The 26,130-nt window shown below is 57.5% G+C and carries 22 protein-coding genes and 1 pseudogene; 15 read left to right on the plus strand and 8 right to left on the minus strand.

From position 1 onward, the window contains the following. The first annotated feature begins 10 nt into the window (after positions 1 to 10). The 5 genes from purH to AC2FMY_RS08215 all read left to right on the plus strand — a co-directional run bounded on the left by purH (position 11) and on the right by AC2FMY_RS08215 (position 5,370). On the plus strand, positions 11 to 1,600 hold the full coding sequence (gene purH, locus AC2FMY_RS08195; protein ID WP_480750288.1) for a bifunctional phosphoribosylaminoimidazolecarboxamide formyltransferase/IMP cyclohydrolase: 1,590 nt from the start codon (positions 11 to 13) through the stop codon (positions 1,598 to 1,600). Next, complete coding sequence (gene lspA, locus AC2FMY_RS08200; RefSeq protein WP_496748623.1) at positions 1,600 to 2,073, plus strand: signal peptidase II; 474 nt, start codon at positions 1,600 to 1,602, stop codon at positions 2,071 to 2,073. Before purH ends, lspA begins: the two co-directional genes overlap by 1 nt. 50 nt (positions 2,074 to 2,123) lie before the next feature. Continuing rightward, a complete protein-coding gene (locus AC2FMY_RS08205; RefSeq protein WP_496748620.1) occupies positions 2,124 to 2,642 on the plus strand; it encodes a DUF3035 domain-containing protein in 519 nt (172 codons plus the stop codon). 80 nt (positions 2,643 to 2,722) lie between these two features. Further along, positions 2,723 to 4,063: a M16 family metallopeptidase gene (locus tag AC2FMY_RS08210; protein ID WP_496748621.1), complete on the plus strand. Its 1,341-nt coding sequence runs from the start codon at positions 2,723 to 2,725 to the stop codon at positions 4,061 to 4,063. Further along, positions 4,060 to 5,370 (plus strand): M16 family metallopeptidase, encoded by a 1,311-nt coding sequence (locus AC2FMY_RS08215; protein ID WP_480750292.1) that lies wholly within the window; start codon positions 4,060 to 4,062, stop codon positions 5,368 to 5,370. Before AC2FMY_RS08210 ends, AC2FMY_RS08215 begins: the two co-directional genes overlap by 4 nt. Positions 5,371 to 5,431: 61 nt before the next feature. Here AC2FMY_RS08215 and AC2FMY_RS08220 read toward each other — a convergent pair. The 3 genes and pseudogenes from AC2FMY_RS08220 to deoC all read right to left on the minus strand — a co-directional run bounded on the left by AC2FMY_RS08220 (position 5,432) and on the right by deoC (position 9,548). Then, positions 5,432 to 6,182 (minus strand): annotated as a pseudogene (locus AC2FMY_RS08220) (SDR family oxidoreductase). A gap of 23 nt (positions 6,183 to 6,205) precedes the next feature. After that, positions 6,206 to 8,539 carry an aldehyde dehydrogenase family protein gene (locus AC2FMY_RS08225; RefSeq protein ID WP_496746151.1) on the minus strand — a complete coding sequence of 778 codons (2,334 nt, stop codon included), beginning with the start codon at positions 8,537 to 8,539 and terminating at the stop codon, positions 6,206 to 6,208. Between the two features lie 10 nt (positions 8,540 to 8,549). Next, on the minus strand, positions 8,550 to 9,548 hold the full coding sequence (gene deoC / locus AC2FMY_RS08230) for a deoxyribose-phosphate aldolase (protein WP_496746153.1): 999 nt from the start codon (positions 9,546 to 9,548) through the stop codon (positions 8,550 to 8,552). A gap of 202 nt (positions 9,549 to 9,750) precedes the next feature. On the opposite strand from deoC, the gene AC2FMY_RS08235 reads away from it, so the two are divergent. The 6 genes from AC2FMY_RS08235 to AC2FMY_RS08260 all read left to right on the plus strand — a co-directional run bounded on the left by AC2FMY_RS08235 (position 9,751) and on the right by AC2FMY_RS08260 (position 17,085). Continuing rightward, entirely contained in the window at positions 9,751 to 10,704 is a 954-nt protein-coding gene (locus AC2FMY_RS08235; RefSeq protein WP_496807224.1) for a metal ABC transporter solute-binding protein, Zn/Mn family, read from the plus strand. A 3-nt stretch (positions 10,705 to 10,707) separates the two neighbouring features. Then, entirely contained in the window at positions 10,708 to 11,511 is an 804-nt protein-coding gene (locus tag AC2FMY_RS08240; RefSeq protein ID WP_496746157.1) for a metal ABC transporter ATP-binding protein, read from the plus strand. A gap of 4 nt (positions 11,512 to 11,515) precedes the next feature. Further along, complete coding sequence (locus AC2FMY_RS08245) at positions 11,516 to 12,721, plus strand: metal ABC transporter permease (RefSeq protein ID WP_496807225.1); 1,206 nt, start codon at positions 11,516 to 11,518, stop codon at positions 12,719 to 12,721. After that, positions 12,718 to 13,647: a metal ABC transporter permease gene (locus tag AC2FMY_RS08250; protein ID WP_480750300.1), complete on the plus strand. Its 930-nt coding sequence runs from the start codon at positions 12,718 to 12,720 to the stop codon at positions 13,645 to 13,647. The genes AC2FMY_RS08245 and AC2FMY_RS08250 overlap by 4 nt, the downstream gene beginning before the upstream one ends. A gap of 281 nt (positions 13,648 to 13,928) precedes the next feature. Beyond that, complete coding sequence (mutL, locus tag AC2FMY_RS08255; RefSeq protein WP_496746161.1) at positions 13,929 to 15,797, plus strand: DNA mismatch repair endonuclease MutL; 1,869 nt, start codon at positions 13,929 to 13,931, stop codon at positions 15,795 to 15,797. Positions 15,798 to 15,855: 58 nt separating this feature from the next. Beyond that, a complete protein-coding gene (locus AC2FMY_RS08260) occupies positions 15,856 to 17,085 on the plus strand; it encodes a DNA recombination protein RmuC (RefSeq protein ID WP_480750302.1) in 1,230 nt (409 codons plus the stop codon). 11 nt (positions 17,086 to 17,096) lie between these two features. Here AC2FMY_RS08260 and AC2FMY_RS08265 read toward each other — a convergent pair whose 3' ends face one another. Beyond that, entirely contained in the window at positions 17,097 to 17,750 is a 654-nt protein-coding gene (locus tag AC2FMY_RS08265) for a ChrR family anti-sigma-E factor (RefSeq protein WP_496746163.1), read from the minus strand. Position 17,751: 1 nt separating this feature from the next. After that, the gene (locus AC2FMY_RS08270; RefSeq protein ID WP_480750304.1) at positions 17,752 to 18,411 is read right to left on the minus strand and encodes a sigma-70 family RNA polymerase sigma factor; all 660 of its coding nucleotides are present in this window, start codon (positions 18,409 to 18,411) and stop codon (positions 17,752 to 17,754) included. Positions 18,412 to 18,520: 109 nt separating this feature from the next. On the opposite strand from AC2FMY_RS08270, the gene AC2FMY_RS08275 reads away from it, so the two are divergent. The 4 genes from AC2FMY_RS08275 to AC2FMY_RS08290 all read left to right on the plus strand — a co-directional run bounded on the left by AC2FMY_RS08275 (position 18,521) and on the right by AC2FMY_RS08290 (position 21,633). Beyond that, complete coding sequence (locus AC2FMY_RS08275; protein ID WP_480750305.1) at positions 18,521 to 19,819, plus strand: NAD(P)/FAD-dependent oxidoreductase; 1,299 nt, start codon at positions 18,521 to 18,523, stop codon at positions 19,817 to 19,819. Continuing rightward, positions 19,816 to 20,574 carry a DUF1365 domain-containing protein gene (locus tag AC2FMY_RS08280; RefSeq protein WP_480750306.1) on the plus strand — a complete coding sequence of 253 codons (759 nt, stop codon included), beginning with the start codon at positions 19,816 to 19,818 and terminating at the stop codon, positions 20,572 to 20,574. Before AC2FMY_RS08275 ends, AC2FMY_RS08280 begins: the two co-directional genes overlap by 4 nt. A 34-nt stretch (positions 20,575 to 20,608) precedes the next feature. Further along, entirely contained in the window at positions 20,609 to 21,181 is a 573-nt protein-coding gene (locus AC2FMY_RS08285) for a DUF3833 family protein (RefSeq protein WP_496746167.1), read from the plus strand. Between the two features lie 134 nt (positions 21,182 to 21,315). Then, positions 21,316 to 21,633 (plus strand): DUF3775 domain-containing protein, encoded by a 318-nt coding sequence (locus AC2FMY_RS08290; RefSeq protein ID WP_480750308.1) that lies wholly within the window; start codon positions 21,316 to 21,318, stop codon positions 21,631 to 21,633. A gap of 67 nt (positions 21,634 to 21,700) precedes the next feature. On the opposite strand, the gene AC2FMY_RS08295 is transcribed toward AC2FMY_RS08290, so the two are convergent. From AC2FMY_RS08295 to AC2FMY_RS08305, 3 genes are all read right to left on the minus strand, one after another. Further along, positions 21,701 to 24,151 carry a GcvT family protein gene (locus AC2FMY_RS08295; protein WP_496807226.1) on the minus strand — a complete coding sequence of 817 codons (2,451 nt, stop codon included), beginning with the start codon at positions 24,149 to 24,151 and terminating at the stop codon, positions 21,701 to 21,703. Between the two features lie 88 nt (positions 24,152 to 24,239). Continuing rightward, on the minus strand, positions 24,240 to 25,223 hold the full coding sequence (locus AC2FMY_RS08300) for a GlxA family transcriptional regulator (protein ID WP_496746171.1): 984 nt from the start codon (positions 25,221 to 25,223) through the stop codon (positions 24,240 to 24,242). Between the two features lie 10 nt (positions 25,224 to 25,233). Continuing rightward, positions 25,234 to 26,127, minus strand: a complete 894-nt coding sequence (locus tag AC2FMY_RS08305; RefSeq protein WP_480750311.1) for a homocysteine S-methyltransferase family protein — start codon at positions 26,125 to 26,127, stop codon at positions 25,234 to 25,236. Positions 26,128 to 26,130 lie beyond the last annotated feature (3 nt).

The raw sequence follows: 26,130 nt of genomic DNA on the forward strand, positions 1-26,130 counted from the left end.
CCCCGAACACATGACCGACCTTCACCCCGTGCGCCGCGCGTTGCTTTCCGTATCCGACAAGACCGGACTGATCGAGCTGGGACAGGCTTTGGCAGACCGCGGGGTAGAACTGCTGTCGACCGGCGGCACTGCCAAGGCACTGCGCGATGCCGGGTTGGCCGTGAAAGACGTGAGCGACGTGACCGGGTTCCCCGAAATGATGGATGGGCGTGTAAAGACATTGCATCCGATGGTGCATGGCGGCCTGCTGGCGCTGAGAGACAATGACGCCCATGTCGCGGCAATGAAGGAACATGACATCGGCCCAATCGACCTGCTGGTCGTAAACCTCTATCCGTTCGAGGCGACGGTGGCCAAGGGCGCAGACTATGACACCTGCATCGAGAATATCGACATCGGTGGCCCGGCGATGATCCGCGCGGCGGCCAAGAACCACGCCTTTGTCAACGTGGTGGTCGACGTCGAAGATTACGAAAAACTGTTGGGCGACATGGATCAGCACAACGGCGCGACCTGCCCGAAATTCCGTCGCAAGCTGGCGCAAAAGGCCTATGCCCGTACCGCCGCCTATGACGCGGCCGTGTCGAACTGGCTGGCCGGTGCGCTGGAGTTGACGGCCCCCAAGCGTCGCGCCTTTGCCGGAGAGCTGAAACAGACACTGCGTTATGGCGAGAACAGCCACCAGACAGCGGCGTTCTATACCGATGGATCGAACCGGCCTGGAGTGGCCACGGCTGTCCAGCTGCAGGGCAAGGAACTGAGCTATAACAATATCAACGACACCGATGCCGCGTATGAACTGGTGGCGGAATTCGATCCGCGCGACAGCGCTGCCGTTGCGATCATCAAACACGCCAACCCCTGTGGCGTGGCGACAGGCGCGACGCTGGTCGAGGCGTATCAAAAGGCATTTGATTGTGACCGAACTTCGGCCTTTGGCGGTATTGTCGCACTGAACCGGCCACTCGACGCGGAAACCGCAACCAAGATCGTCGAGATTTTTACCGAAGTCGTCATCGCCCCCGGCGCATCGGACGAGGCAAAGGCCATCTTCGCCGCCAAGAAAAACCTGCGCCTTTTGCTGACCGACAGTCTGCCTGACACTCGCCAACCGATTGTAGCCTACAAGCAGGTCGCGGGGGGTATGCTCGTGCAGGACAAGGATGTGGGTTACGTGGGCATCAAAGACCTGAAGATCGTGACCGACAAAGCACCGACCGAGGCACAGATGCAGGATCTGCTTTTCGCATGGAAAGTCGCCAAGCATGTGAAGTCCAACGCGATTGTCTATGTCAAAAACGGTGCCACCGTGGGTGTGGGCGCGGGACAGATGTCGCGTCTGGACAGCGCGAATGTGGCCGCTGCCAAGGCAGAACGCATGGCTGCCGAACTTGGCCTGAATGAAAGCCTTGCCAAAGGGTGCGTCGTGGCCTCGGATGCGTTTTTCCCCTTCCCGGACGGTTTGCTCGAGGCCGCCGCTGCTGGCGGAGCCTGCGTCATTCAGCCAGGTGGCTCAATGCGCGATGACGAGGTGATCAAAGCCGCCAACGATGCTGGTCTGGCCATGGTCTTCACCGGTATGCGGCATTTCCGGCATTGATGCGTTTCCGTCTTCTTCTCTGGGCCACGGCACTGGCTTTGCTGGCTGACCAGTTCAGCAAGTTTCTGGTCGTTCATGTCATGGATGTGGCCCATCGCGGCAGCATTGACGTGCTGCCGCCACTGCTTGTTTTCCGCTATGGTGAAAATCGGGGTATCAATTTCGGGCTGTTCCAAGGCGACGGCGATGCTGGTCGCTGGCTCCTGATTGGCCTATCACTCGTAATCTGTGCCGTTGTTATGATCTGGTTGCGCCGAGGGGTACGGTCGAAACTCATGCTGGTCAGCGGTGGGCTGTTGATTGGCGGTGCCTTGGGCAACGTGGTGGATCGCCTGGTTTTCGGGTATGTTCAGGATTTCCTGAATATGTCCTGCTGCGGCATTCAAAACCCCTTTGTTTTCAACATCGCCGATGTATTCATCTTTGCGGGCGCTGTTGGCCTTGTGATGCTGGATGGCAAAAAGGCCCCGTGACGGGCTGAACGAAATGGGCTAAAAGCGCCTGAAACAGGCTGGAGATAACCATGCGGATGCCGCTGGCGATAATCGTTGTGACTGCTGCCGTCGCTTTGACGGGATGTGCGAACAATGGGCTCAAGAATATCCGTGCGCAGGGACCGGGCCCGGATGAGTTTGCGGTGCTGCCAGTCAAACCGCTGACTTCGCCCAAGGATTATCAATACTTGCCGGCCCCGACGCCTGGTGGCGGCAACCTGACGGACCCGAATCCGGTTGAAGATGGAATCGTCGCCCTTGGAGGCAGCGCCGCGGCATTAAACGCAACAGCCATTCCCTCATCCGACGCGGCACTCATAACGGCATCGAGCCGGTACGGTGTACCCGCGAATACCAGACAGGTTGTGCAGGAGGAAGACGCCCGATTCCGCGAGCGTCAGGGTCGCCTTTCAAGCCTCCGCTTGCTCCCGGTCGACCGGTACGAGCAGGCCTATCGCAGTCAGTCAATCGACCCCGATGTTCAGAACGATGCGTTGCGGCGACAGGGCTATGCCACACCATCGGCACCACCGCCGTTCAATGAATAATTCTTAACTTTCTGTCATCTCTCTTGAACCCGCGCGTCGCCATCGTAGGTTGACACCTGTAACGACACGGAGGACGTCGCATGGTCCGGGCATTGGCGCTGTCAGCCGCCCTGCTTTCCGCAACCCCGCTATCCGCCGAGACGGGGCGGGAAGCGGTCACGACCTTTACGCTGGACAACGGCATGGATGTGGTGGTGATTGAAGATCACCGCGCACCCGTGGTTCAGCACACTGTCTGGTACAGGGCCGGGTCGGCAGACGAACCGGTCGGATCGTCAGGGGTTGCGCATTTTCTGGAGCATTTGCTGTTCAAGGCCACAGACACCTTGAAGGCCGGCGAGTTTTCGGCAACCGTGGCGGCCAATGGCGGTACCGACAATGCCTTCACCTCATACGACTACACGGCGTATTATCAACGGGTTGCAGCGGATCGGCTGGAGTTGATGATGCGGATGGAGTCGGATCGGATGCGCAACATCCGCCTGACTGAGCAGGATATAGCAACAGAACGCGGCGTGATCCTGGAAGAGCGCAACCAGCGCACCGAGAACAACCCCCGTGCCCTGTTCGGCGAACAGATGAATGCCAGCCAGTATCTCAACCACCGCTACGGCGTGCCGATCATTGGTTGGAAGCACGAGATGGAGGAGCTGGATCTGGAGGATGCGTTGTCCTTCTATCAGACCTACTATTCTCCCAATAACGCGGTCCTCGTGGTGACGGGCGACATCAACCCGGATGAGGTCGAAGACCTGGCCGAAAAGTACTATGGTGCAATTCCGGCCAACCCGGACCTTCCGGACAGAATGCGTTCGCAAGAGCCGCCGCAAACCGCTGAACGCCGGTTGATCTACAAAGACCCTCGTGTGTCGCAACCTTATGTTCAACGCAGCTATCTTGCTCCCGAACGGGATGCCGGAAATCAGGAAAAGGCCGCAGCGCTGTTCATGCTGGCAGAGTTGCTGGGCGGTGGAACCACATCCTATCTGAACGAAAAACTGCAGTTCGAAACGCAAAAAGCAGTTTATGCCAGCGCGTTTTACAAGGATGTCTCGCTGGACGACACCAGCTTTGATTTCATTGTTGTTCCGGCAGAAGGCGTTTCGTTGCAAGAGGCAGAAGAGGCGATGGATCACGCAATTGCTGATTTCATTGCCGAAGGAGTCAAGCAGGAAGACTTGGATCGGATCAAGATGCAACTGCGCGCCGCTTTGGTCTATGAGCGCGACAATGTGGATGGCATAGGCAATCGGTACGGCGCCGCGCTGACCAGCGGCCTGACGGTCGAGGACGTGCAGGTGTGGCCGGATATCCTTCAAGCCGTAACCGGCGAAGACATCGTCGCCGCTGCGCGTGATGTGCTGCGGTCCGAAACATCCGTGACAGGTTGGTTAATGCGAGACGGGGAGGTGACGCAATGAGAGCTTTCTTTGCAGCCGTGATAGCAGTCTTCATTGCTCTGCCCGCCTGGGCGGAGATCCAGATACAAGAAGTCACGTCGCCCAAGGGTATCAAGGCTTGGTTGGTCGAAGATCACTCCATCCCGTTTACCGCGCTGGAGTTGCGGTTTCGCGGAGGAACGTCGCTGGACAACCCCGAAAAGCGTGGCGCAGTCTATCTGATGAGCGGGTTGTTGGAGGAAGGCGCCGGCGACATGGATGCGCAGACCTATGCGCGGGCGCTTGAATCGCTGGCGGCTTCGTTTTCCTACCAGGCGACGGATGATTCCGTGGCGATCTCGGCGCGGTTCCTGACTGAAAACCGCGATGACGTCATCGATCTGTTGCACACCACAATCCACGAACCGCGTTTTGGTCAGACGGCCATCGACCGGGTACGGGCGCAGGTTCTGTCGGGTCTTAGGTCAGATGAAAAAGATCCTAACGACATTGCCGGTCTCAACTTTGCCAAGATGGCCTATGGCGATCATCCTTATGGTGCCGACGGTAAAGGAACGCTGGAAAGCGTGTCCTCTCTTACCCGCGATGATATCGTTGCGGCCTATGAAGGCGTGTTCGCCAAAGACCGTCTTTACGTTGGGGCGGTCGGCGATATCACTCCCGAAGAGCTTGGCGCGCTGCTGGACAAGCTGATTTCCGGTCTGCCCGAAACCGGAACACCTATCCCAGGAAAGGCCGAAGTCAGCATCTCTGGCGGCGTCAGTGTCGTCGATTTCGACACGCCGCAGTCAGTGGCCTTGTTTGCACAAAAAGGCATGGACCGGGACGATCCCGATTTCTTTGCGGCCTATCTGCTGAATCACATACTTGGTGGTGGTGGATTCGAAAGCCGGCTGATGCAGGAGGTTCGCGAAAAGCGCGGCCTGACCTATGGCGTCTATTCCTATCTGGTGCCCAAGGATCTCGCCTCGGTTTATATGGGTTCGGTTGCATCGGCCAATGACCGGATAGCCGAGGCGATCGAGGTGATTTCGGCCGAATGGAAACGCGCTGCCGTTGAGGGCGTTACCCAGAAAGAATTGTCCGATGCCAAAACCTATCTGACCGGAGCCTATCCCTTGCGATTTGACGGCAACGGCCAGATTGCGGGGATCATGGTGGGCATGCAGATGGAGGGATTGCCCATCGACTATATCACCACCCGCAACGATCAGGTGAATGCGGTAACACTCGATGATGTCAATCGCGTCGCGCGCGAATTGCTGGACCCCGAAGGTTTGCATTTCACCGTCGTGGGAAAACCGGTTGGGCTGGAAACCACCAATTGAGCATGGCAGATCAAGATTTGCGTTTTGAGCCCCTCAGCATCTGACCGATCATCTGACCCGGTCACCCTGATCCGCGCTGGTACAGGGCGCCATCCACCGACAGGACTGTTCCGCTGATATAACCGGCCATGTCGGATGCCAGAAACAGGCAGGCATTGGCGACATCTTGAAGTGTTCCCCAGCGCCCAAGGGGAACGTCCGCCAGAAACATCTTTTCCGCCTCGGGCGTCGGAGCCAGACGCTTTGCCCCTTCGGTCCCCTCGATGAACCCCGGCGAACCGAATTCACGCGGATACCTTCGATGCCCCATTCCAAAGCCAACGTCCGGGTGATCTGGTCCACGCCCGCCTTGGCGGCACAAACATGGGACTGTCCTTCGTAAGGCAGCCAGGATTGCGGGGCCGAGATGTTTATGATGCTGGCTCCGGGACGATTTAGGAGGGGATAGGCCGCTTTCATTACGTGGATCGTACAATGTCGATGACGGTCTTGAAGGCATTGACAGACATCTCAGCCGCCAGCGCTGGAAAGTTGCCTGCCGCACCTGAAATCAGCACATCGAAGTCCCCGAATGTGTCGTGGAACAGTTTGAGGCCGGCGGCGACGGCTTCGGGGTCACGGACATCAAAGGCCTCTCCGATGGCCTCCGACGCACCAGCGCCCTTAAGTGCCAATACAGTACCATCAACCTTGGTTCGCGACCGGCTTGCCACCGCCAGTTTGGCTCCCGACGCCGCGAATGCTTTGGCAATACCGCGATTGATACCACTGGTGCCGCCGATCACGACGACCGACTTACCTGAAAAATCCATGCAGGCCTCCCGTATTGGGAGCCCTATTCACCGTAGGGCACCCAAATGTTCTTGATCTCGGTGGCAGCCTGCAGGAAACGGCGGGAATGATCGATGTTCCAATCGGTTGTCGTCGCGTTATTGACCCACGTCCTTTTGAGATTGCCTGACGAGACCTCTTCTATCTCGGCCGAAAGATCGGAAGAGGAGAAGCTCCAGACAGCGTCTACGTTCAGGTGAGAGGCCAGCGGCTTGGCAATCTCGGCATGGCTGCCGGTCAGGATGTTGACCACACCCGCCGGGACATCTGATGTCTCGAGGACTTGGTAAAAATCCGTTGCCGCCAGCGGATAGGGTTCGCTTGCGGCCAGAACGACCCGATTACCCATGGCAATTGCCGGCGCCATGGCCGAGACGAGGCCCAACAAAGGCGCCTCGTCCGCACAGAGAACACCGATGACACCAACCGGTTCCTTCATTGCGATGGCAACACCTCGGATCGGAACGCCATGCACCTGACCGTCATATTTGTCGGCCCAGGCGGCGGCGGAGAACAGACGTTGGATTGATGCCGCGACCTCGGTTGCACCATCTTTCCTGCCAGTCATGGCATCGATGCGGCCCGCAAATTCATCCGCGCGAGCCGAGAGGTTCTCGCCAATGTAATACAGGATCTGCGCACGCAAGTGGCCGGTGGCCTTAGACCAGCCTGCGGCACCCGCAGCGGCCTCGACGGCGTTGCGCACGTCCTTTCGGTTGGCAAGACCGACATGCCCCAATAGCCCGGACTTGCCCCAAACAGGCCTCGAATAACCACCATCCGGGCGCACTTGCTTGCCGCCGACATACATCTTGGCGGTGCGGTCGATCGGATCGACCGGAGCCCCTTCGCCTGTTGCGGATTCGAGCTTTTCCAGCCGCCTGACCTTACCTTTGGGCTTGGTATAGGCGCTCAACCCCTCCCAGCCGCCTTCGCGACCAAAACCGCTTTCGCGCACACCGCCGAATCCGGCCGCGGCGTCAAACAGATTGGTGGCGTTCACCCAAACTACGCCCGCGACCAGCTTAGGCGCTATATCCAGCGCCAGGTTCACATTCTCGGTCCAAACCGTCGCGGCCAGCCCGTAGCGGGTATTGTTGGCCAGTTCGACCGCTTCGTCAGGTGTTCGAAACGTGGATGACACCAGAACCGGCCCAAAGATTTCTTCTTGCATCAACGGGTCCGACGTCTCGAGACCCGAGATCAGAGTCGGAGGGTAGTAACAGCCGTTTTCTGGCAACTCACAAGCCGCATGATACACTTGGCCAGCGATATTGCTTTCGACCATGCTCTTGACGGTCTGCAACTGGATCGGATCGACAACCGCGCCCACGTCGATACATTTGTCCAGCGGATTACCGACGCGGAGCTTGTCCATTCGTGCGCGCAGTTTGTCGTGGAAATGATCGGCGATGCCCTCCTGCACCAGCAGGCGTGAACCGGCGCAGCAGACCTGACCCTGATTGAACCAGATCGCATCGACCAGACCTTCGATCGCGGAATCAATATCAGCGTCATCAAAGACGATATAGGCGGACTTGCCGCCCAGCTCCAAGGTCAGCTCCTTGCCCGAGCCAGCGGTTGCCTCGCGAATGCGCCGGCCCACGGCGGTCGAGCCGGTAAAGGCGATCTTGTCCACGTCCGAGGCCACGATCATTTCGCCCACCGCGCCATCACCGGTAACTATATTGACCACGCCCTTGGGCAGCCCGGCTTGTGTGCAGATATCGGCAAACAACAGCGCGGTCAGCGAAGTGAATTCGGCTGGCTTCAGAACTACGGTGTTACCCATCGCCAACGCCGGGGCGACTTTCCATGCGAGCATCAGCAATGGAAAGTTCCACGGAATGATCTGGCCGCACACACCCAGCGCCTCGGCCTCGGGCAACTCGCTTTCCATCAGCTGCGCCATTCCGGCGTGATAGTAGAAATGTCGCTGCACCAGAGGAATGTCGATATCCCGGCTCTCGCGGATCGGCTTGCCGTTGTCCAGGCTCTCCATCACCGCAAACAGGCGCGAGTGTTTCTGCAGCAGCCGCGCAAGGGCATAAAGATACCGGGCACGGCCGGCTCCGCCGAGCTGTTCCCATTTCGGTTGCGCCTTGCGCGCGGCGGCAACAGCGGTATCCACATCGGCTTGCGTAGCTTGTGTCAGCATCGCAAGGACTTCGCCGGTCGCGGGGTTCCGGCTTTCGAAACCCTGGCCGGGTTTCGTAAAAACGCCGTCGATGAAATGACCGAACCGGTCGCCTTGATCCACCAGCCAGGCCAGCGCTTCGGCAGCGCTTTCGGGAGCGGGTCCGTAGTCCATGGTCTCGAAAATCTCTTTGACTGTCATTGTTCTTTCCTCAGCCCATAGAGTGACGGTGGCCAGCGGAATATCTGCCGGTGACGTGATGTTCCAACTGCCGCTCGATATCGCCAAGCAGTGACGAGGCTCCAAAGCGGAACAGATCCGGCTCCAGCCAGCGGTCGCCCAGCTCGTCCTTGATCAGTGAAAGGTAAACCAGCGCATCTTTGGCTCTCGAAATGCCTCCGGCAGGTTTGTAACCGACACGGGATCCGGTGCGATCATAGAAGTCGCGAATAGCGCGGATCATGACCAGCGAGACAGGCAGAGTGGCGTTGACGCTTTCTTTGCCGGTCGAGGTCTTGATGAAATCCGCCCCAGCCATCATGCACACAAGCGAGGCGCGTGCGACATTGCGTAGGCTACCAAGTTCGCCAGTCGCAAGGATCGCTTTGACATGAGCATTTCCGCAGGCAACGCGAAATGCTTTCATCTCATCGTAAAGCGCCTGCCAGTCACCCGAAAGCACATGACGGCGCGAAATCACGATGTCGATCTCGTCTGCCCCCACCTTCACGCTTTCCTCGATCTCGGCCACACGCAGATGGAACGGCGATAGGCCGGCCGGGAAGCCTGTCGAAACAGCAGCAACTGGAATTCCGGTGCCCTTTAGCGCATCCACTGCCGTTTCGATCATGTCATGGTAGACACAAACCGCGCCCGTGGTGATCATTGGCATACCCAGTGCATCCAGCAACGATGCCGAGACCGGCTGCCGCGCCTTGGAGCACAGACGCCGCACCCGGCCCACCGTGTCGTCCCCTGAAAGCGTCGTCAGGTCAATCATGGTGATCGCTTTCAGCAGCCAGGCTGCCTGATAATCCTTCTTCACTGAACGTCGGCCCGGCAGGGTCGCGGCACGACGTTCGATGGCTGAGGTATTGGCCTGCACCGCACGTATCCAATCCAGATCAAGGTTCATGCCGGGATTTCGGGGCTCTGTCACCTGTGGCAGATGCGCGGTGCGCACGGGGCTGGACGGGCTCTGCGTTTCCATCGTCGCTTCCTTTGGGAGGGTCATTTGCCAAATTCGCATGAGCTGAACAGGATTGGAAGATACTCAGATGCAGGATTGCGGGATTTTTTGACCATACGGACAAATTACTGATCTTTTTTGCGATTAATTCTCAATTGCGTTGACTTACTTGCGAATGGTTCGCATATTCAGCTCGGATACAGCGCGAAAAACAGGAGTCGTCATGATTCGCCGCAGCTTTATATTGGCAATGGGATTGGCCGCAGCTCTGCCTGTGGCAGCTTGGGCCGAGACACCGCTCAAGGTCGTTGCCACAACTGGCATGATCGCGGATGCGGCTCGTCAGGTTGGCGGCGAACAAGTTGAGGTCAAGGGCCTGATGGGCCCCGGTGTTGATCCGCATGCCTATCGCCAGACTCGCAGCGATATCGTCGCGATGACCCGCGCCGACCTGGTTCTGTGGCACGGCCTTTATCTGGAAGCGCAGATGGAAGAGTTTTTTCACGATCTCGACCGCAAGCGCAACGTGGTGGCCGTTGCTGAGGGGGTCGACAAGGCCAAGCTGCGTGCCCATGACGATTATGCCGACAAATACGACCCGCATGTGTGGATGACGCCCGAACTGTGGCGAGACGTAGTCGTACAGGTTCAGGTCGCCCTGACGGAAACACGTCCGGAATCCGCCGATTTCTTTGCCGCGAACGCTGCAAAACATCTTATCGACATTGACCGCCTGACTACTTACGCACATCAGACACTGGAAGCTGTGCCCGAGAACAACAAGGTCTTGGTCACCGCCCATGATGCATTCGGATATTTCGGTCAAAGCTTCGGCTTTGAGGTAATGGGCATTCAGGGCATCTCGACCCAGTCAGAGGCTGGCCTGAATCGCATAGGCGAATTGGTGGATACGCTTGTCGAACGCAAGATATCGGCCGTATTCGTCGAAAGCTCGGTTTCCGACCGGTCCATGCGCGCCCTGATCGAGGGGGCTGCGGCCAAGGGGCACGAGGTCACCGTCGGGGGCGAGTTGTTCTCGGACGCGATGGGCGAGGACGGCACCTATGAAGGCACCTATCTTGGGATGCTCGACCACAACATCACCGTCATTGCCGGAGCACTGGGAGTGGACGTTCCAGCGCGCGGTATGGACGGCAAATTGTCGGCTGGGTTTTGAGTGATGCTTGAACTCGCCACCAGCCACGGCTCCACGGTTCCAGCCATCGATGTGAGCGGCAGCCCGCTGGCAATCCGGGGCATGACGGTATCCTATGGGCAAAAACCCGCGGTTTTCTCGCTGGACATGACTGTGCAGCAGGGGGCGATGACAGCAATCATTGGCCCGAACGGCGCTGGGAAATCGACTTTGCTCAAGGCCGCTTTAGGGATCATCAAGCCGCTTTCGGGACAAATCACCATCTTTGGCAAACCTTTGGAAGCCCAACGCGCCCGCATTGCCTATGTCCCTCAGCGCGCCAGTGTGGACTGGGATTTTCCGACCCGCGTGATCGACGTCGTACTGATGGGGCTTTATCGTGAGCTTGGCTTGTTGGGTCGGGTTCGAGACCGCCATCTTTCACATGCGATGGATTGTTTGAACCGGGTCGGCATGCGCGACTTTGCGGATCGTCAAATCGGGCAGTTGTCTGGCGGCCAGCAACAGCGTGTGTTTCTGGCCCGCGCACTGGCACAGGATGCCGATCTGTACCTGCTGGATGAACCTTTCGCAGGCGTGGATGCCGCGACGGAAAAAGCGATCATCGCGGTTTTGAAGTCGCTTAAGGATGCTGGCAAGACCGTTATTGTTGTACATCACGATCTGGCGACAGTGACCGACTATTTTGACCATGTTCTATTGATCAATACCAGCAAAGTGGCCGAAGGTACCGTAGCCGAGGCCTTCACCGCCGAGACCCTGCAAGCGACTTATGGCGGGCGTCTGGCTACGGCGCAGATCGACCAGATATCAAGCGCCTTAGGGTAAAAGCATGCTCTGGGAAGCGTTGACCCTGCAGCTTGGCTACAATGCGTCTCTGGTCGCAATCGGTGCGACATTGCTGGGGGTCGCCGCTGGCGTGACCGGCACATTTCTGTTCTTGCGCAAACGCGCTCTGGTCAGCGATGCGATCAGCCACGCCACGCTCCCTGGCGTTTGTCTGGCCTTCATGGCGATGGTGGCGTTGGGAGGGGACGGCCGCAATCTGATTGGGTTGCTGGCTGGCTCGGCGTTGTCGGCGTGGATCGGGCTTTTATGCATGAACTTGCTGACCAGCCGGACTCGTCTGGCCGAAGATGCGGCAATCGGATCGGTTCTGTCCGTATTTTTTGGTCTTGGCATCGTTCTGCTGACAGTAATCCAGACCATGGGCGTGGGTCGTCAGGCCGGGCTGGAAGGGTTCCTGTTGGGATCGACGGCAGGCATGCTTTGGGCCGATGCATTGGTGATCGCCATCGGTGGGGCTGCGACCCTTGCACTGGTGATGTTGATCCGTCGTCCCATGATGCTGGTGGCCTTTGATCCCGAATACGCCGCTGCGCGCGGATTGCCTGTGAATCGAATTGACTTGGCAATGATGGGCCTGGTCATGGCCGTAACCGTAGTTGGCCTGAAAATCGTCGGCCTGATCCTGATTGTGGCGCTGCTGATCATTCCCCCGGTCACTGCACGTTTCTGGTCGGAACGCTCGGACAGGGTTGTCCTCCTCAGCGGTATGACCGGAGGGCTGGCGGGTTTTCTGGGAGCGGCATTGTCCGCTTCGGCCCCCAACTTGCCAACCGGACCAATCATCGTTCTGGTCAGCTTTGCCTTTTTCGCCCTGTCCCTGTTCCTCGCGCCCGGACGCGGCGTATTGGCCGCGGTGATGCGGCATCTGCGGTTCCAGCGTCGAGTACATATGCGTCAGGGGCTTTTGGCACTGGCGCAGGGGCAGACGATCTATGAACCGTTGACCTTGCGCCTGTTACGCCGGGCCGGGCTGGTGCGCCGCGACGGGGTTCCGACCGATCAGGGGCGCGCGCGCGCTGCCAAGGCACTAAGGGACGAGAAACGATGGGAAATCGTACGCGCCGATCTGGCGCACGAGGCGACGGCGGCGCTTTACGACGGTCTGCGTGATATCGAAACTGTACTTACCCGCGACCAAATTGCGGAAATTGACCATCGGATCGGTGGTCCTAAAGAGATGCTGACATGAGCGGCGAAGAGTTTGTCCCCCTGTCCCTGACACCGCTGCTGATCGGCATCTGCGCCGCTGTCGCCTGCGCTTTGCCCGGCAATTTTCTGGTGTTGCGTAAGCAGGCCCTGATTGGAGACGCAATCAGCCACGTGGTTTTGCCCGGGATCGTTGTGGCATTTCTGCTGACCGGGGTCATCGCGGCAGGGCCGATGATGCTAGGGGCCGCCGGCGCGGCAATTCTGGCAGTTGCCCTAATTGAGTCCATCCGCCGCCTCGGACAAATCGAACCGGGCGCCGCAATGGGCGTCGTTTTTACCACGATGTTCGCGGGCGGTGTCTTGTTGCTGGAACAAACCGACACTTCAACAGTGCATCTCGACGTCGAGCACGCGCTTTATGGCAACCTAGAAAGCCTGATTTGGCTGGATGCAACCGGTTGGTCGTCTCTGCTTGATCCTCAAGCATTGGCGGCACTCCCAGCGGAATTGCCGCGCATGGCGCTGACGCTGACCGCCGTTTGCCTGTTCACATGGTTGCTGTGGCGTCCGCTCAAGATCTCTACCTTTGACGAAGGGTTTGCGCGCACGATTGGCGTCCGCACCAATCTGCTGGGTCTGGCGCTCGTGGTCATGGCCGCAATTGCCGCGGTCGCGGCTTTTGACGCAGTGGGCTCGATCATTGTGATCGCTATGTTCATCTGCCCTCCTGCAGCGGCCCGCATGATGACCAATCGCCTTGAACAGCAGGTGGCCTGGAGCGTCGTTTTTGCAGTTGCGGCCGCAATGTCGGGTTATGTTCTTGCCGGATACGGCCCTCTTTGGATCGGTGGCACCGATGCCGTCAGCGCCGCAGGCATGATCGCCACGGTATCGGGACTGATTCTAGCGTTCGCCGCCATTTTCGGCCCCTGCCGAACCCGCACCGGCGCCCCAAGTCAGACGTAGTTTGGCATAATCCCGCCAAGTTGACGCCAGAGAAATCGGCTGATCTTTGCCCAGATTCCAATATCGGAATAGGTATTGCTGCAATTGTGTCAAAACTGTGGTCACGTGCCCGCATTGGAAGGGATACATCACACCCCACCACTCACAGAAGCGCCCGGCCCAGCCTGTGATCCTTGTTGCCAATCCGTTTGGCGAAAGCGATCCGTTGCGGTCGGGCGTATGTGTTCTTTAACTTCGAATCCAGTGGCAGAATCGAACAATCTCATGCTAGGTTTAGGGGTATGGCACAATCGAACCCCAATATCAGCGAAATTCGTCCCGTCATTCGGCAACTGGATGAAGCAGCGATCAACCGTATTGCTGCGGGGGAAGTTGTCGAGCGTCCGGCATCGGCCGTCAAGGAGTTGATCGAAAATGCGATCGACGCTGGCGCCGGTCGAGTTGCCATAGACATTGCGGACGGCGGCAAAACGTTGATTCGCGTGACCGATGACGGCTGCGGTATCGCCTCGACGGACCTGCCGCTTGCGCTGGCGCGACATGCGACCTCTAAGATTGATGGCTCGGACCTGCTCAACATCCATACATTCGGATTTCGGGGCGAGGCCCTGCCCTCCCTTGGCGCGGTCGGACGTCTGACAATCACCAGCCGGGTGCCGGGTGAAGAAGCGGCTTCGATCCGCGTGTCGGGCGGCAAGATGGAAGCGGTGAAACCGGCGGCCCTGCGCTCGGGTACGGTAGTGGAATTGCGCGATCTGTTTTTCGCCACCCCCGCCCGTTTGAAGTTCATGCGCACCGACCGGGCAGAAGCGCAGGCGATCCTGGACATTGTTAAGCGCCTTGCCATGGCCGAGCCTGCGATTACCTTTGCTCTCCGAGACGTATCAGGAGGTGGCGAAGGGCGGCTAGTCTTTCGGGCTGACGGCGAGAACGGCGATCTGTTCGATGCCCTGCATGCGCGCCTGGCGAATGTGATGGGACGTGAGTTTGCTGAAAACGCGCTCCGGATCAATGCTTCTCGCGACGAGATCCGCCTTTATGGTTATGCCGCCCTGCCGACCTATTCGCGCGGTGCGGCCGTGGCACAATATCTGTTTGTCAACGGTCGCCCCGTGCGGGACAAGGTGCTTACCGGTGCGCTAAGGGCAGCCTATTTCGATTTCCTCAGCCGCGACCGCCATCCCGCTGCAGCTCTGTTCATTGATTGCGACCCCACACTGGTCGATGTGAACGTCCACCCTGCGAAATCTGAGGTTCGCTTTCGCGACCCCGGCATCGCGCGCGGCTTGATTGTTTCCGCGCTGCGCCACGCTTTGGCAGAGGCGGGGCATCGGGCTTCGACCACGGTCGCCGGAGCAACTCTCGGGGCAATGAAGCCTGAACAAACTTACTCCACTCCGGCGCGTGTATATCAAATGGACCGCCCGTCTCCTGCTGCGCGGCAGGCCGCATATTGTGCGCAGGCGCCGGGATTCGCTGAATTTGCAAACACGTATAGTGGCCAGGTTGTCGAACGCGCACCAAACGAAGCTGCGCATCGGACGGATGAGCCAGAGACCGCTCAGGAACAACTGCCACTCGGGGCTGCCCGCGGGCAGGTCCATGAGAACTATATAATCGCCCAAACCGCCGACGGGATCGTTATTGTAGACCAGCATGCAGCACATGAACGGCTGGTTTACGAAAAACTCAAGCGCCAGATGGCGGAAAGCGGTGTCGCCGCACAGGTCCTTTTGATTCCCGAAATTGTGGAACTTTCAACTAGCGCCAGCGCTCGCTTGATGGAGATCACCAACGACTTGGCCCGCCTTGGCCTGGTCATTGAACCTTTTGGCGGCTCCGCCGTCGCTGTGCGTGAAACACCCGCCATTCTGGGCAAGGTGGATGCCCGCGCCATGGTCCTCGATATCCTCGATGAGCTTTCCGATCAGGGCGAATCCCAAACCGTTCAGGCCCGAATCGAGGCGATTCTGTCCCGCGTCGCCTGTCACGGCTCTGTACGTTCTGGCCGTAGAATGCGAGCCGAGGAGATGAACGCTCTGTTGCGTGAGATGGAGGCGACGCCCTATTCAGGCCAATGCAATCACGGACGACCCACATACGTCGAGTTGAAACTCAGCGACATCGAGCGGCTCTTCGGACGCAGTTGACGCAGGCCACAACCAACAATAGAACAAGTAGAAACAAAACAAGAACAACCAGGGCCAAATGATCGATATTGCAGGCACCAGCTATTCACTGAACGATCCTGTCGTCCTTGCCGTTGGTGGGATTACTTCTCTAATCCTGTTACTCCTTCTCCTGTCGCTACGTGCTTCAAGCCGCTCAGCGCGAATGGCTGAACCATTGGCGCAGCAACTGGCCCATCTCGGTCAGAATGTGCAGCAATTGAGCCTGGGACAGGAACAACTGCGGGGTGGACTGCAACATGTTTCGGACACGCAAGCCAATGCGCAGGTTCAGGTCATCCAATCGGTCGAAGCGCGCCTGTCCTCGGTGCAGCAGCACATGAACGACAGACTCGCGGATAACGCAATGAAATCGGCCCGCGCGCTGGCCGAGATGCAGGAACGGATGAAGGAAACACTGCACGGGTCCTCCAAGCAAACCGCGACCTCGCTGACTCAGCTTCAGGAACGCCTCGCCGTGATCGACAAGGCGCAGGACAACATCACCCGGCTTTCGGGCGATGTGCTGACCCTGCAGGACATTCTTTCGAACAAACAGACGCGCGGCGCGTTCGGAGAGATTCAACTCAACGATATCGTATCAAAAGCTCTACCTTCGGACAGCTATGTGCTGCAGGCCACGCTTTCGAATGGCCGGCGTGCCGACTGTATGATCCGTCTGCCGAACCCACCCGGCCCTATCGTGATCGACAGCAAGTTCCCACTGGAAGCTTATGAAGCTCTCATCGGAGCCACCAATGACATCGAACTGAAATCAGCGATTCAGATGTTCCGCAGCACTGTGCGCAAACATATTGCCGATATTGCCGAGAAATACATTCTGGACGGCGAAACTGCGGATGGCGCGTTGATGTTCCTGCCATCCGAGGCGGTTTATGCCGAACTGCACGCCAAGTTTCCTGAACTGGTACAGGACAGCTTTTCCAAACGCGTCTGGATCGTTTCTCCGACCACTTGCATGGCAACGCTGAACACGATGCGGGCGATCCTGAAAGATGCCCGGATGCGTGAACAAGCCGGTGCAATTCGCAAGGAACTGGGCATGCTGCACAAGGATGTCGAGCGGCTGGGCGACCGTGTTTCCAATCTGGACCGACATTTTGGTCAGGCCGCCAAGGATGTAGCCGAGATAAAGATCAGCGCGGAAAAAGCCGGACGACGGGCGCAGCGTCTGGACAATTTCGATTTTGAAGAACTGGCTCTGGAAAATAAGGGAACAGTCGTACCCTTGAGCAAATCAGAGTTGTAACGCGCGCGACCTCATATCCGCAGGAAGGGTTGGATCAGTCGAGGGATCAGGCTGGTGAACCGGAGCGGGGCGTCGGTTACGGCCAAACAGATGCAGTCGTCGCTGATATCGGCCACCGGCATATGTTCAAGGCCCTGATCCGCGATTTCCACATCACCGCGCGCAAACCGGTCGACTTCGTCTGAGAACGCACCCTGCAACACCATCGTCAGCTCGGTGCCTCTGTGGCCATGATCCGGAACTGCGGCCCCAGCGGGGATGAACAACAAACGCGCTGACGCTTCGCTTGAGGTCGGCAAAATCGCCTGTTTCACACCCATTCCAACAGGTTTCCACCGCACGGCATCTATGCCGCCTCCCACATAGTCCTGCAAAGGCGAGGGAAGAACGCCGCATTTCAAGGGGGCTTTCGAAAGCTCGGGGACTCCATTTTTGATCAGTGCCATCGTCGCCTCCAGAGAGGTACTGGACATGGGCGCTGTATCGTCTTGATTTTCAAGCACGGTCCCGCCTACCGCATCAAAGCTTTCGGCTTGTGCGCGGCAATGGTCACACAATGACAAGTGTGTCGCCGCCATCAGGCTGAACGCCTCGGGCAACACCCCGGCCGAATAGGCCATGAGTAAATCTTCCGTCAGGTGGTGTTTTATCGTTTCCATCGTCATCTCATTGCATGGCGTGCCGCAGGCGTTCCAACGCCAACCTAATTCGCGATTTGATTGTTCCCAGCGGCAGACCTGTCTGAAGGGCAATTTCGCGGTGGCTCAGGTCGCCAAAATAGGCCTTTTCAACCAGTTCACGCTGAGCGCCGGGCAAGGTGCGCATGGCATTGCGCAATTGTGCAGTTTCCTGCTGCAACGCTACAACCTCATCCTGATTCGGTTCCGCTTCCGGCCCCCAAGTCAGTTCTTCGGGCTCGGGTCGTCGTTGTTTGCGCAAGAAATCGATACGCTTGTTTCTTGCGATTGTGAAAACCCATGTCGCCACCGACGCACGCGACGGATCAAACAGGTGTGCCTTGTGCCACAGCGTCGCCATCACTTCCTGCGCACACTCTTCGGCCACGGTTTGATCCGATCCGGATCGGATCAGGAACGCTTTCACTCGTGGAGCAAAATACGCAAACAGTTCGGCAAACGCCCTTTCATCCCGGGCTTCTCTGATCCGACGGACATGGGCGACCCAATCGCCTTGTGTGTCGCACACTTGCTGCGTTTTGTTCACCGGCTTCCTTCTTGTCAGCTCAATTCTTCTCGGACGCCGCGCAGCGTCCGGCAACGCGTCGGTTGCTCTATCTTCCAGAAGTAAGCCGGTTTCGTCAAACATACCTTTGATACGCTAAGAAACTTAAATTGGATCAAAGGCCGGAAAAGTTTTTTTTCATCCAATCCTGCCCGAGCTGCGTAGTGTGAGTAGAGAACAAACGGAGGCCTGGATGCCATTCGAACAAAGAGATGCGGTAGCCCGCAAGATTGCCGTCATCGGCGGAGGCATTTCCGGCATGGGCGCCGCAAACCTGTTGGCTGACAGCCACAGAGTGACTCTCTTCGAATCCGAGAGGCGCTTAGGTGGACACGCGCGCACGAAAATTGCAGGAAAACATGGCGATCAACCGGTCGATACCGGCTTTATCGTGTTCAACAAGGTTACGTATCCGCATCTCGTCTCATTGTTCGAAAGGCTGGACGTTCCCATAGCTGAAAGTCGTATGAGTTTTGGTGTTTCAGCCAAGGGAGGCGCCATCGAGTACGCGCTGCACGGTGCGGACGCCCTGTTTGCTCAGCGGCGCAATCTGGTACAGCCAAATTTTTTGCGAATGGTGCGGGATCTGTTCCGGTTCAACGCACGAGCCCTGCAGTTTTCTAAAAATCATTCGATCACCGTGCGCGACCTGCTCAACCATTTGAAAACCGGAGAATGGTTCAGATCCTACTATCTCGAACCGTTTTCAGGGGCGATCTGGTCGTCGCCCAAGGAAAAAATGCTGGACTTTCCCGCCCATGCCCTGATCCGGTTTTTCGATAACCACCTGCTGCTCGACAACTGGCGTGATCATAGGTGGTACACGGTAAAGGGAGGATCGGTCGAATATGTGCGTCGGCTTGAGGCAGCGATGCGCCGTAAGGGAGTAAAGGTTCGAACGGGCGCGTCAATCAACGCTGTGCGCCGAACCTCATGCGGTCCGCAGGTAAAGGCAGTGGCCGATGAATGGGAGCAGTTTGATGATGTCGTGTTCGCAACCCATTCTGACGACACCCTCTTGCTGCTTGAAGATGCTTCACCTCAGGAGCGTTCTGCACTCGGTGCCATCAAATATCAAAGCAACGACGTTGTCCTTCACGCCGACCCGGGGGTCATGCCGAAAAGGCGCAAGTGTTGGGCGAGTTGGGTACACACCGAGGACGCCATGCCCCAATCCAACCGGGTCGACATCACTTATTGGATGAATTCACTGCAACCGATCCCTTGGGATGACCCGATGTTCGTTACTTTGAACTCGCGGCACCGGATCCGTGACGAATTGATCTATGATGAAGCGGTGTTCCGGCACCCGATATTTGATCTCGCCGCCTTGCACGCTCAACAGGACATTGGCAGGTTCAACGGCGCCAACGCAACTTGGTTTTGCGGTGCCTGGATGCGAAACGGTTTTCATGAGGATGGTCTTGCCAGCGCAGTTGACGTGGTCGAGGCAATCAACCGTTCCAACACTTTTCGGGTAGCGGCCGAATGAGCGCGATAGAACATATCGCGGCGCACACATTTCATGGCCGCAAGGGAAGGGTCGAAAACTCCTTTCGCTATTCGCTTGATTTCGTGATGTTCGACCCAGAGACGGATAGTTCAGCGCCTCTTTTGTTTTCGCGCGATGCCTTCAACCTGATGAGCGTCCGGGATATTGATCATGGTGGCTCCCCCGGCAAAGGCCATGGGGCAAAATGGCTGCGGAGGCTTTTCTCAGAGTTCCAAATCACGCAGCCTTCACATCTCGCGCTGCTCACGCAGCCTCGTGTACTGGGGCATGGTTTTAATCCGGTCAGCTTCTGGTTCTGCTTCGATGCGAACAGCAAGCTGTTTGCGGTCGTCGCCGAAGTCACCAATACCTTTGGAACGCGTCATAGCTATATTTGTCACAAGCCCGACCTGTCTGAGATCGGGCCTTCGGATCGACTGAGCGCAAGAAAGATGCTGCACGTCTCACCCTTTCAGCCACGTGAGGGCGAATACACATTTCAATTCGAACTGCAAAAGGATCGCGTCGGTGTCCGGATCGACTATGGCCGCGAAAAGGGAGGGCTAGTCGCGACGCTGACCGGACACCGGCGAATCCTGACCAACCGAGCCGTACTGTGGGCTTTCGTTCGGCGACCGTTCGGGGCGCGGCGGGTTCTAGCGCTGATCCACTGGCAGGCATTGAAACTCTGGTTCAAAGGCGCAGGATTCCGGACGCAACCAGCACCGCTCAGCCCCGATGTAAGTCGCGAATAGTGCGCCCAAGGGCGCGAGATGGGATAGTTGAAATATGGCCTCACTATTGATGTTCTTGCTTGGCGTGGTTTCCGTAGTTTTGGCAGGTCTCATGGTGCGGCGACGTTGGAGTTTTACCGCTCAGCGGCCCGACGACTATGATCAGGATTTCAAACAAATTGACATTCGAAGGATCCTGAATGGTCCTATAGCTTGCGAGGGCGTGATTTATGGCCCTATGGGACGTGTGGTTTCACGGTTCACCGGTGACTTTCATGCAGAATGGCAGGGCGACAATGGCCGGCTGGAAGAACGATTTCTTTTTGACACCGGAAATGCGCTTACACGTGTGTGGAACCTGACCCTCGGCAAAAATGGAGAAATCATAGCCTCTGCCGATGATTTGCTTGGCACAGGTCGCGGCGTGCAAAAAGGTTCGGCAGCGCATTTGAAATACCGCATACGCCTAACCGATAACGCTGGGGGGCATGTGCTGGATGTTGTGGACTGGATGTATTTGACTCCGAGCGGCGCACTCATGAACCGGTCGCAATTCCGTAAATTCGGCTTTAAAGTGGCCGAAATGATTGCGGTCATGCGTCCGGTGAATGAGGCGACACAAGGTTAAACGGCCTAATCTGAGGTGTCCGCCATAACAGACGCACAGTGAAGCCGTGCCCCCCTGTTTGCTTAAGATCAAAGACGGGATGCCCTTGGTTTGATTGTGATGGACACAACCAAGCGGACAGAGGAGTACGGAAAATGCTGGAGATTTCGCCCAGAAAAGTGGCGCAAGTAGCCCTGATGGGGCGGGAATTGGGGCGCGCTGAAGGCGAATTGCGCGCATTTATCGACCGGATGAGCGAGGATGAACAGGCCGAGCTGGTCGCGATCATGTGGATCGGTCGCGAGAGTTTTTTTGCTGAAGATCTGGCAGAGGCTGTCGCGACTGCCAGGGCTGAAGCTTCTACACCATGCGCCGACTACCTGATCGGCACCCCACATCTGTCGGACCACCTTGAAAATGGGTTGGATGCGTTGGGTATTTCCGCAGAGGATGTGGAAAATGACCTGATGTAACCACTACCTAGGAACACGCAATAGCCGGGGCATAAACCCCGGCTTTGTTGTTCGAATTTCTGTTTGATCAGGCTTTCACACGCTCGGATTTGGGATCATACATCGGCTTGAGCGAAGCCTCGGCCTTGACCTTGGTCCCGCACACGTCGATCTCGTATGTCGAGGCGAGAATATCCGCCGCCTTTTCACCGCGGCAGGGCACATAGCCCATACCGATGGCCGCACCCAGTGCGTGACCATAGTTACCCGAACTCAGATAGCCAATATATTCGCCATCCCGCACGATAGGTTCGTTGTGGAACAGAAGAGGCTCGGGATCGGTCAGTTTAAATTGCACCATAAGGAAATTCGGTCCGCTCTCCTTGCGCTCGGCCACTGCTGCCTTGCCTATGAAATCAGGTTTCGACAGATCGACCGCAAACCCCAGCCCCGCATCGATCACGTTGTCTTCGCAGGTAATGTCGTGGCCGAAATGGCGGAACGCCTTTTCGATGCGGCAGCTGTCCATCATGTGCATGCCGCACAGTTTCAGGCCCAAATCTTCACCCGCCTCCCACAAGGTTTCGAACACGTGACCCGAAAATTCCGTCGGAATATAAAGCTCCCACCCCAGTTCGCCCACATAAGAAACCCGGTGCGCGCGGGCGATCCCCATACCGATCTCGATCTGTTGCGCGGTTCCGAACGGATTGACCGCGTTGGAAAAGTCGTTGGGCGAAACTTTTTTCAGCAACTCGCGCGAATTCGGCCCCATGACCGCCAGCACGCCTTCGGTGCTGGTGACATCGGTGATGACCAAGCGGTGATCCCCCACTAGGCGGCGCATACGCGTTTCATCGGCCAACCGGGTTACAGCCGGGGTCACAACCAGAAAGGCTGTTTCTGACAGGCGAGTGATCGTCACATCCGCCTCGATCCCACCACGAGTGTTGAGGAATTGGGTATAGACGATCTTGCCGACCGGTACGCTCAAGTTCGCGCCGCAGATATTGTTCAGAAACGCCTCGGCGTCCGGCCCCTCGACCCGCAGTTTTCCGAACGAGGTCATGTCATACATGCCCACGTTCTCGCGCACCGCACGATGTTCAGCCGCCGAGTTCTCAAACCAGTTCTGCCGCTTCCAGCTATACCGGTATTCGCGTTCCTGCCCTTCTTTCGCGAACCAGTTGGCGCGCTCCCATCCGCCGATTTCGCCGAAAACGGCGCCTTGTTCCTTGAGGTGATGATGAAACGGCGTGCGCCGCACCCCTCGAGCCGTCGCCATCTGACGATAGGGGAAGTGATCGGCATAAAGCAGTCCCAACGTTTCCTTGGAGCGCTCGAAGAGATAGTGCTTGTTGCCCTGGAACGGGTGCATTCGCCCGATATCCACATCGCCCAGATCAAACGGTTTTTCACCATCTTCCATCCACTGCGCCAATGCCATGCCCGCGCCGCCCGCCGACTGGATACCAATAGAGTTGAAACCGGCGGCGACCCAGACATTGTCCATCTCGGGCGCAAGGCCCAAGTGGTAAGCATCATCGGGGGTAAAGGATTCCGGACCGTTGAAGAAAGTATGGATGCCTGCCTCGGCCAGCATCGGCATCCGGTTACAGGCCGCTTCCAGGATCGGCTCGAAATGGTCGAAGTCTTCGGGAAGCTGGTCGAACTCAAAGCTGTCGGGAATGCCGTCCATACCCCAGGGTTTGGACTTTGGTTCAAACGCGCCCAAAAGGATCTTGCCTGCGTCTTCCTTGTAATAGGCGCATTCATCCGCCACCCTCAGCACAGGCATCTGTTTAAGACCCGGAATCGCTTCGGTCACGATATAGAAATGTTCACAGGCATGCAGCGGAACGTTCACACCGGCCATTTTGCCAACTTCACGACCCCACATACCAGCACAGTTGACAATGTGATCACATTCGATGTGACCCTGCTCCGTACCATCATCCGATGCCCAGTCCACTCCGGTCACGCGGCGGTTGTGCCGTTTGATACCGGTTACCTTGACGCGCTCCTTGATCAACGCCCCATTCTGACGTGCGCCCTTGGCCATCGCCAACGCGATATTGGCCGGATCGCCTTGCCCGTCCAGCGGAAGAAAAACACCCCCGGTCACGTCATCGGTGTTGAGGTATTCGTATTTCGCCTTGACCTCTACCGTGGTCAGTTCATGCACTTCAACGCCGAATGCCCGTGCCATAGCCGCCGTGCGGAACAGTTCTTCGCGGCGCTCTTTGGTCAGGGCCACGTTAATCGATCCTGTGCGCCGGAACCCGGTTTCCACCCCGGTTTCTTCGCTGATCCTGCCATAAAGTTCCTGCGTATATTTGGCCAACTTGGTCATGTTCGACGACGGGCGCAGCTGTGCAATCAGGCCGGCCGCGTGCCAAGTTGTTCCGGACGTCAACTGCTTGCGTTCCAGCAGTACGACGTCCTTCCAGCCTATCTTGGTCAGGTGATAGGCCACCGAACATCCGATCACACCACCACCGATGATGACCACGCGGGCCTTGTTGGGAAGGTCAGCCATTTTCAAAGACTCCGATTCTGATTTAACCGCATCTTGCCATTTAAAGACGGCAAGAAATCCACCAAAAACGTCAGAACAATCGGGAAAATCACCCTGCTTCGCCAGCGCGCCGTTTGCTGCGCATGGCAAAGGGCGTAATGCCAAAAACGCTTTTGTAGACCGCCGAAAAACCGTTGGGGAACCCACAAGCCAGCCCGATTTCATGGATGCTCATCGTCGTGTTCAGCAGCAGATTGTTGGCCTTGGCAAGACGCAATTCCCTGTAGTACCCGTTCGGTGTCGCCCCCAAATAGGTTCTGAACTTGCGTTCAAGAGATCGGTTCGACAGGTCCAGCGCAGCAACAATTTCGTTGATCGGTACCGGTTCTTCGATATTGGCTTGCATGATCTCCAGAGCCTGATCCAGTTTACTGTCACCTGTTTCGCTCGTCCGGACACCGGAATATGGCTGCATCGAGCCGAAGTCGCGAATATGTTCGTGCAGCATCACGTTCGCGACCGTCATTTTGGCCGCTCCCGAAACATGGCGACCAATCAAGGCCAAGGCGATATCCACGGTCGACCCCATACCAGCGCAGGTGACAACGGGCCCATGTTCGGTGGCGATGGAATACTTGGCGACAAACCCGCTGCCACGTTCGCTCAAAAACGATGCGTTCTCCCAGTGGGTCGCGTGATCCTGCGCCCCTTTGTCCTTGATATACCGGCTGGCGGCCTCCGCCAGAAGAAAGACCTGCGCTCCGCGATATGTGTAACCCGAAATCACCCGTGTCAGAGAAAGCGCGGGATTGTCCGGATCGGAGTTTCCGATGACGAAAACATAGTCGGCATCTGGCTGGGTTGGGATCGGCGTCGTCTCGACAAACGCATCGGATCGACTGCGCACGACACCGCCATCCAGTGATCTATAGGCCCATTGAAATGGAGGTTGCGGGCAAACGCGATTAGCAATTCTTATGACGTCGACAATCCCCGCCACTTCGATCAATACAAAGCCGTCCGCAACGACGATGTCGATCTTCCATTTTTTGGGGACCGTATTGTCTTTTCGTCTTGCCGGTCTGGCTGTCACAAGCCTGCCCTCACGCAATCTTGTGGCCCGCAGCGCGGAGGCGGTGAGCTAGTGCTTCGATATGATCCGGGCCGACCTCACAGCAACCACCGACAATCGTGGCGCCTTGCACGATCCAGCCCATTGCGAGTTCGGCATAGGCCGCCGGGTCTAGGTCCTGGCGCTGTTCCAGTGCATCCACTGTTGGTTCATCTTTCAGGAATCCTTCAGAGATGCGGGTAAACCCGTTGGCGTAGGCCCCGTATGGCTTTCCCATCGTCTTGAGGATATCTAGCGCTGCCGCGATAGCCTCGGGAGGCGAACAGTTGATCAGGACGGCTTCAGGGTCGAACCGCGCGACCAGCGGGGCAATATTGCCCAGTGGTTCGCCTGAGCGCAGGCGGGTGCCATCATCATCCATGACTGTGAGCGCCAGCCAGACCGGTTTTCCGCATTCATGTGTTCCGCGTAGCGCACCATCGGCCTCTTGAACCGAAGATACGGTTTCGATCAGAAAAAGATCGACACGTTTCGACATAAGCACCACCAGTTCTCTGAACTTCTCTGCTGCCTCGGCAGGATCAGGGTTCAGATCAGGGCGATATGAGGCCAGCAATGGTCCCAGCGAACCAGCTATACGACTGCCCGTGACATCGCGCGCACGTTCTGCCTGCGTCAAAGCTGTGTTGATCAGTGCCGGCATCTGATCCTCCAATCCGACGCGGACAAGACGCGAACGGTGGACTGCGTATGTGTTGGTTGTCGCCACAGTCGCACCGCGCCTGAAATAATCAGCATGTACATCACCTACCAGGTTCGGATGATCGATCATCACACGCGTGGACCAAAGCGGAGTTGCCCGGTTACCGCTGCGCTTGACCAGTTCTTGACCAATGGATCCGTCCAGAAGCGTTATTTCAGCCATGAT

The sequence above is a fragment of the Ruegeria sp. YKSE079 genome (assembly GCF_059612845.1).

Coding starts and splice junctions, on each gene's coding strand:
- mutL (WP_496746161.1), top strand. CDS start 13,929: ATGGCACAATCGAACCCCAATATCAGCGAAATTCGTCCCGTCATTCGG.
- AC2FMY_RS08295 (WP_496807226.1), bottom strand. CDS start 24,151: ATGGCTGACCTTCCCAACAAGGCCCGCGTGGTCATCATCGGTGGTGGT.
- AC2FMY_RS08225 (WP_496746151.1), bottom strand. CDS start 8,539: ATGACAGTCAAAGAGATTTTCGAGACCATGGACTACGGACCCGCTCCC.
- purH (WP_480750288.1), top strand. CDS start 11: ATGACCGACCTTCACCCCGTGCGCCGCGCGTTGCTTTCCGTATCCGAC.
- AC2FMY_RS08210 (WP_496748621.1), top strand. CDS start 2,723: ATGGTCCGGGCATTGGCGCTGTCAGCCGCCCTGCTTTCCGCAACCCCG.
- AC2FMY_RS08215 (WP_480750292.1), top strand. CDS start 4,060: ATGAGAGCTTTCTTTGCAGCCGTGATAGCAGTCTTCATTGCTCTGCCC.
- AC2FMY_RS08305 (WP_480750311.1), bottom strand. CDS start 26,127: ATGGCTGAAATAACGCTTCTGGACGGATCCATTGGTCAAGAACTGGTC.
- AC2FMY_RS08240 (WP_496746157.1), top strand. CDS start 10,708: ATGCTTGAACTCGCCACCAGCCACGGCTCCACGGTTCCAGCCATCGAT.
- AC2FMY_RS08280 (WP_480750306.1), top strand. CDS start 19,816: ATGAGCGCGATAGAACATATCGCGGCGCACACATTTCATGGCCGCAAG.
- AC2FMY_RS08285 (WP_496746167.1), top strand. CDS start 20,609: ATGGCCTCACTATTGATGTTCTTGCTTGGCGTGGTTTCCGTAGTTTTG.
- AC2FMY_RS08205 (WP_496748620.1), top strand. CDS start 2,124: ATGCGGATGCCGCTGGCGATAATCGTTGTGACTGCTGCCGTCGCTTTG.
- AC2FMY_RS08260 (WP_480750302.1), top strand. CDS start 15,856: ATGATCGATATTGCAGGCACCAGCTATTCACTGAACGATCCTGTCGTC.
- AC2FMY_RS08235 (WP_496807224.1), top strand. CDS start 9,751: ATGATTCGCCGCAGCTTTATATTGGCAATGGGATTGGCCGCAGCTCTG.
- AC2FMY_RS08270 (WP_480750304.1), bottom strand. CDS start 18,411: ATGTTTGACGAAACCGGCTTACTTCTGGAAGATAGAGCAACCGACGCG.
- AC2FMY_RS08245 (WP_496807225.1), top strand. CDS start 11,516: ATGCTCTGGGAAGCGTTGACCCTGCAGCTTGGCTACAATGCGTCTCTG.
- AC2FMY_RS08265 (WP_496746163.1), bottom strand. CDS start 17,750: ATGACGATGGAAACGATAAAACACCACCTGACGGAAGATTTACTCATG.
- lspA (WP_496748623.1), top strand. CDS start 1,600: ATGCGTTTCCGTCTTCTTCTCTGGGCCACGGCACTGGCTTTGCTGGCT.
- deoC (WP_496746153.1), bottom strand. CDS start 9,548: ATGGAAACGCAGAGCCCGTCCAGCCCCGTGCGCACCGCGCATCTGCCA.
- AC2FMY_RS08290 (WP_480750308.1), top strand. CDS start 21,316: ATGCTGGAGATTTCGCCCAGAAAAGTGGCGCAAGTAGCCCTGATGGGG.
- AC2FMY_RS08275 (WP_480750305.1), top strand. CDS start 18,521: ATGCCATTCGAACAAAGAGATGCGGTAGCCCGCAAGATTGCCGTCATC.
- AC2FMY_RS08250 (WP_480750300.1), top strand. CDS start 12,718: ATGAGCGGCGAAGAGTTTGTCCCCCTGTCCCTGACACCGCTGCTGATC.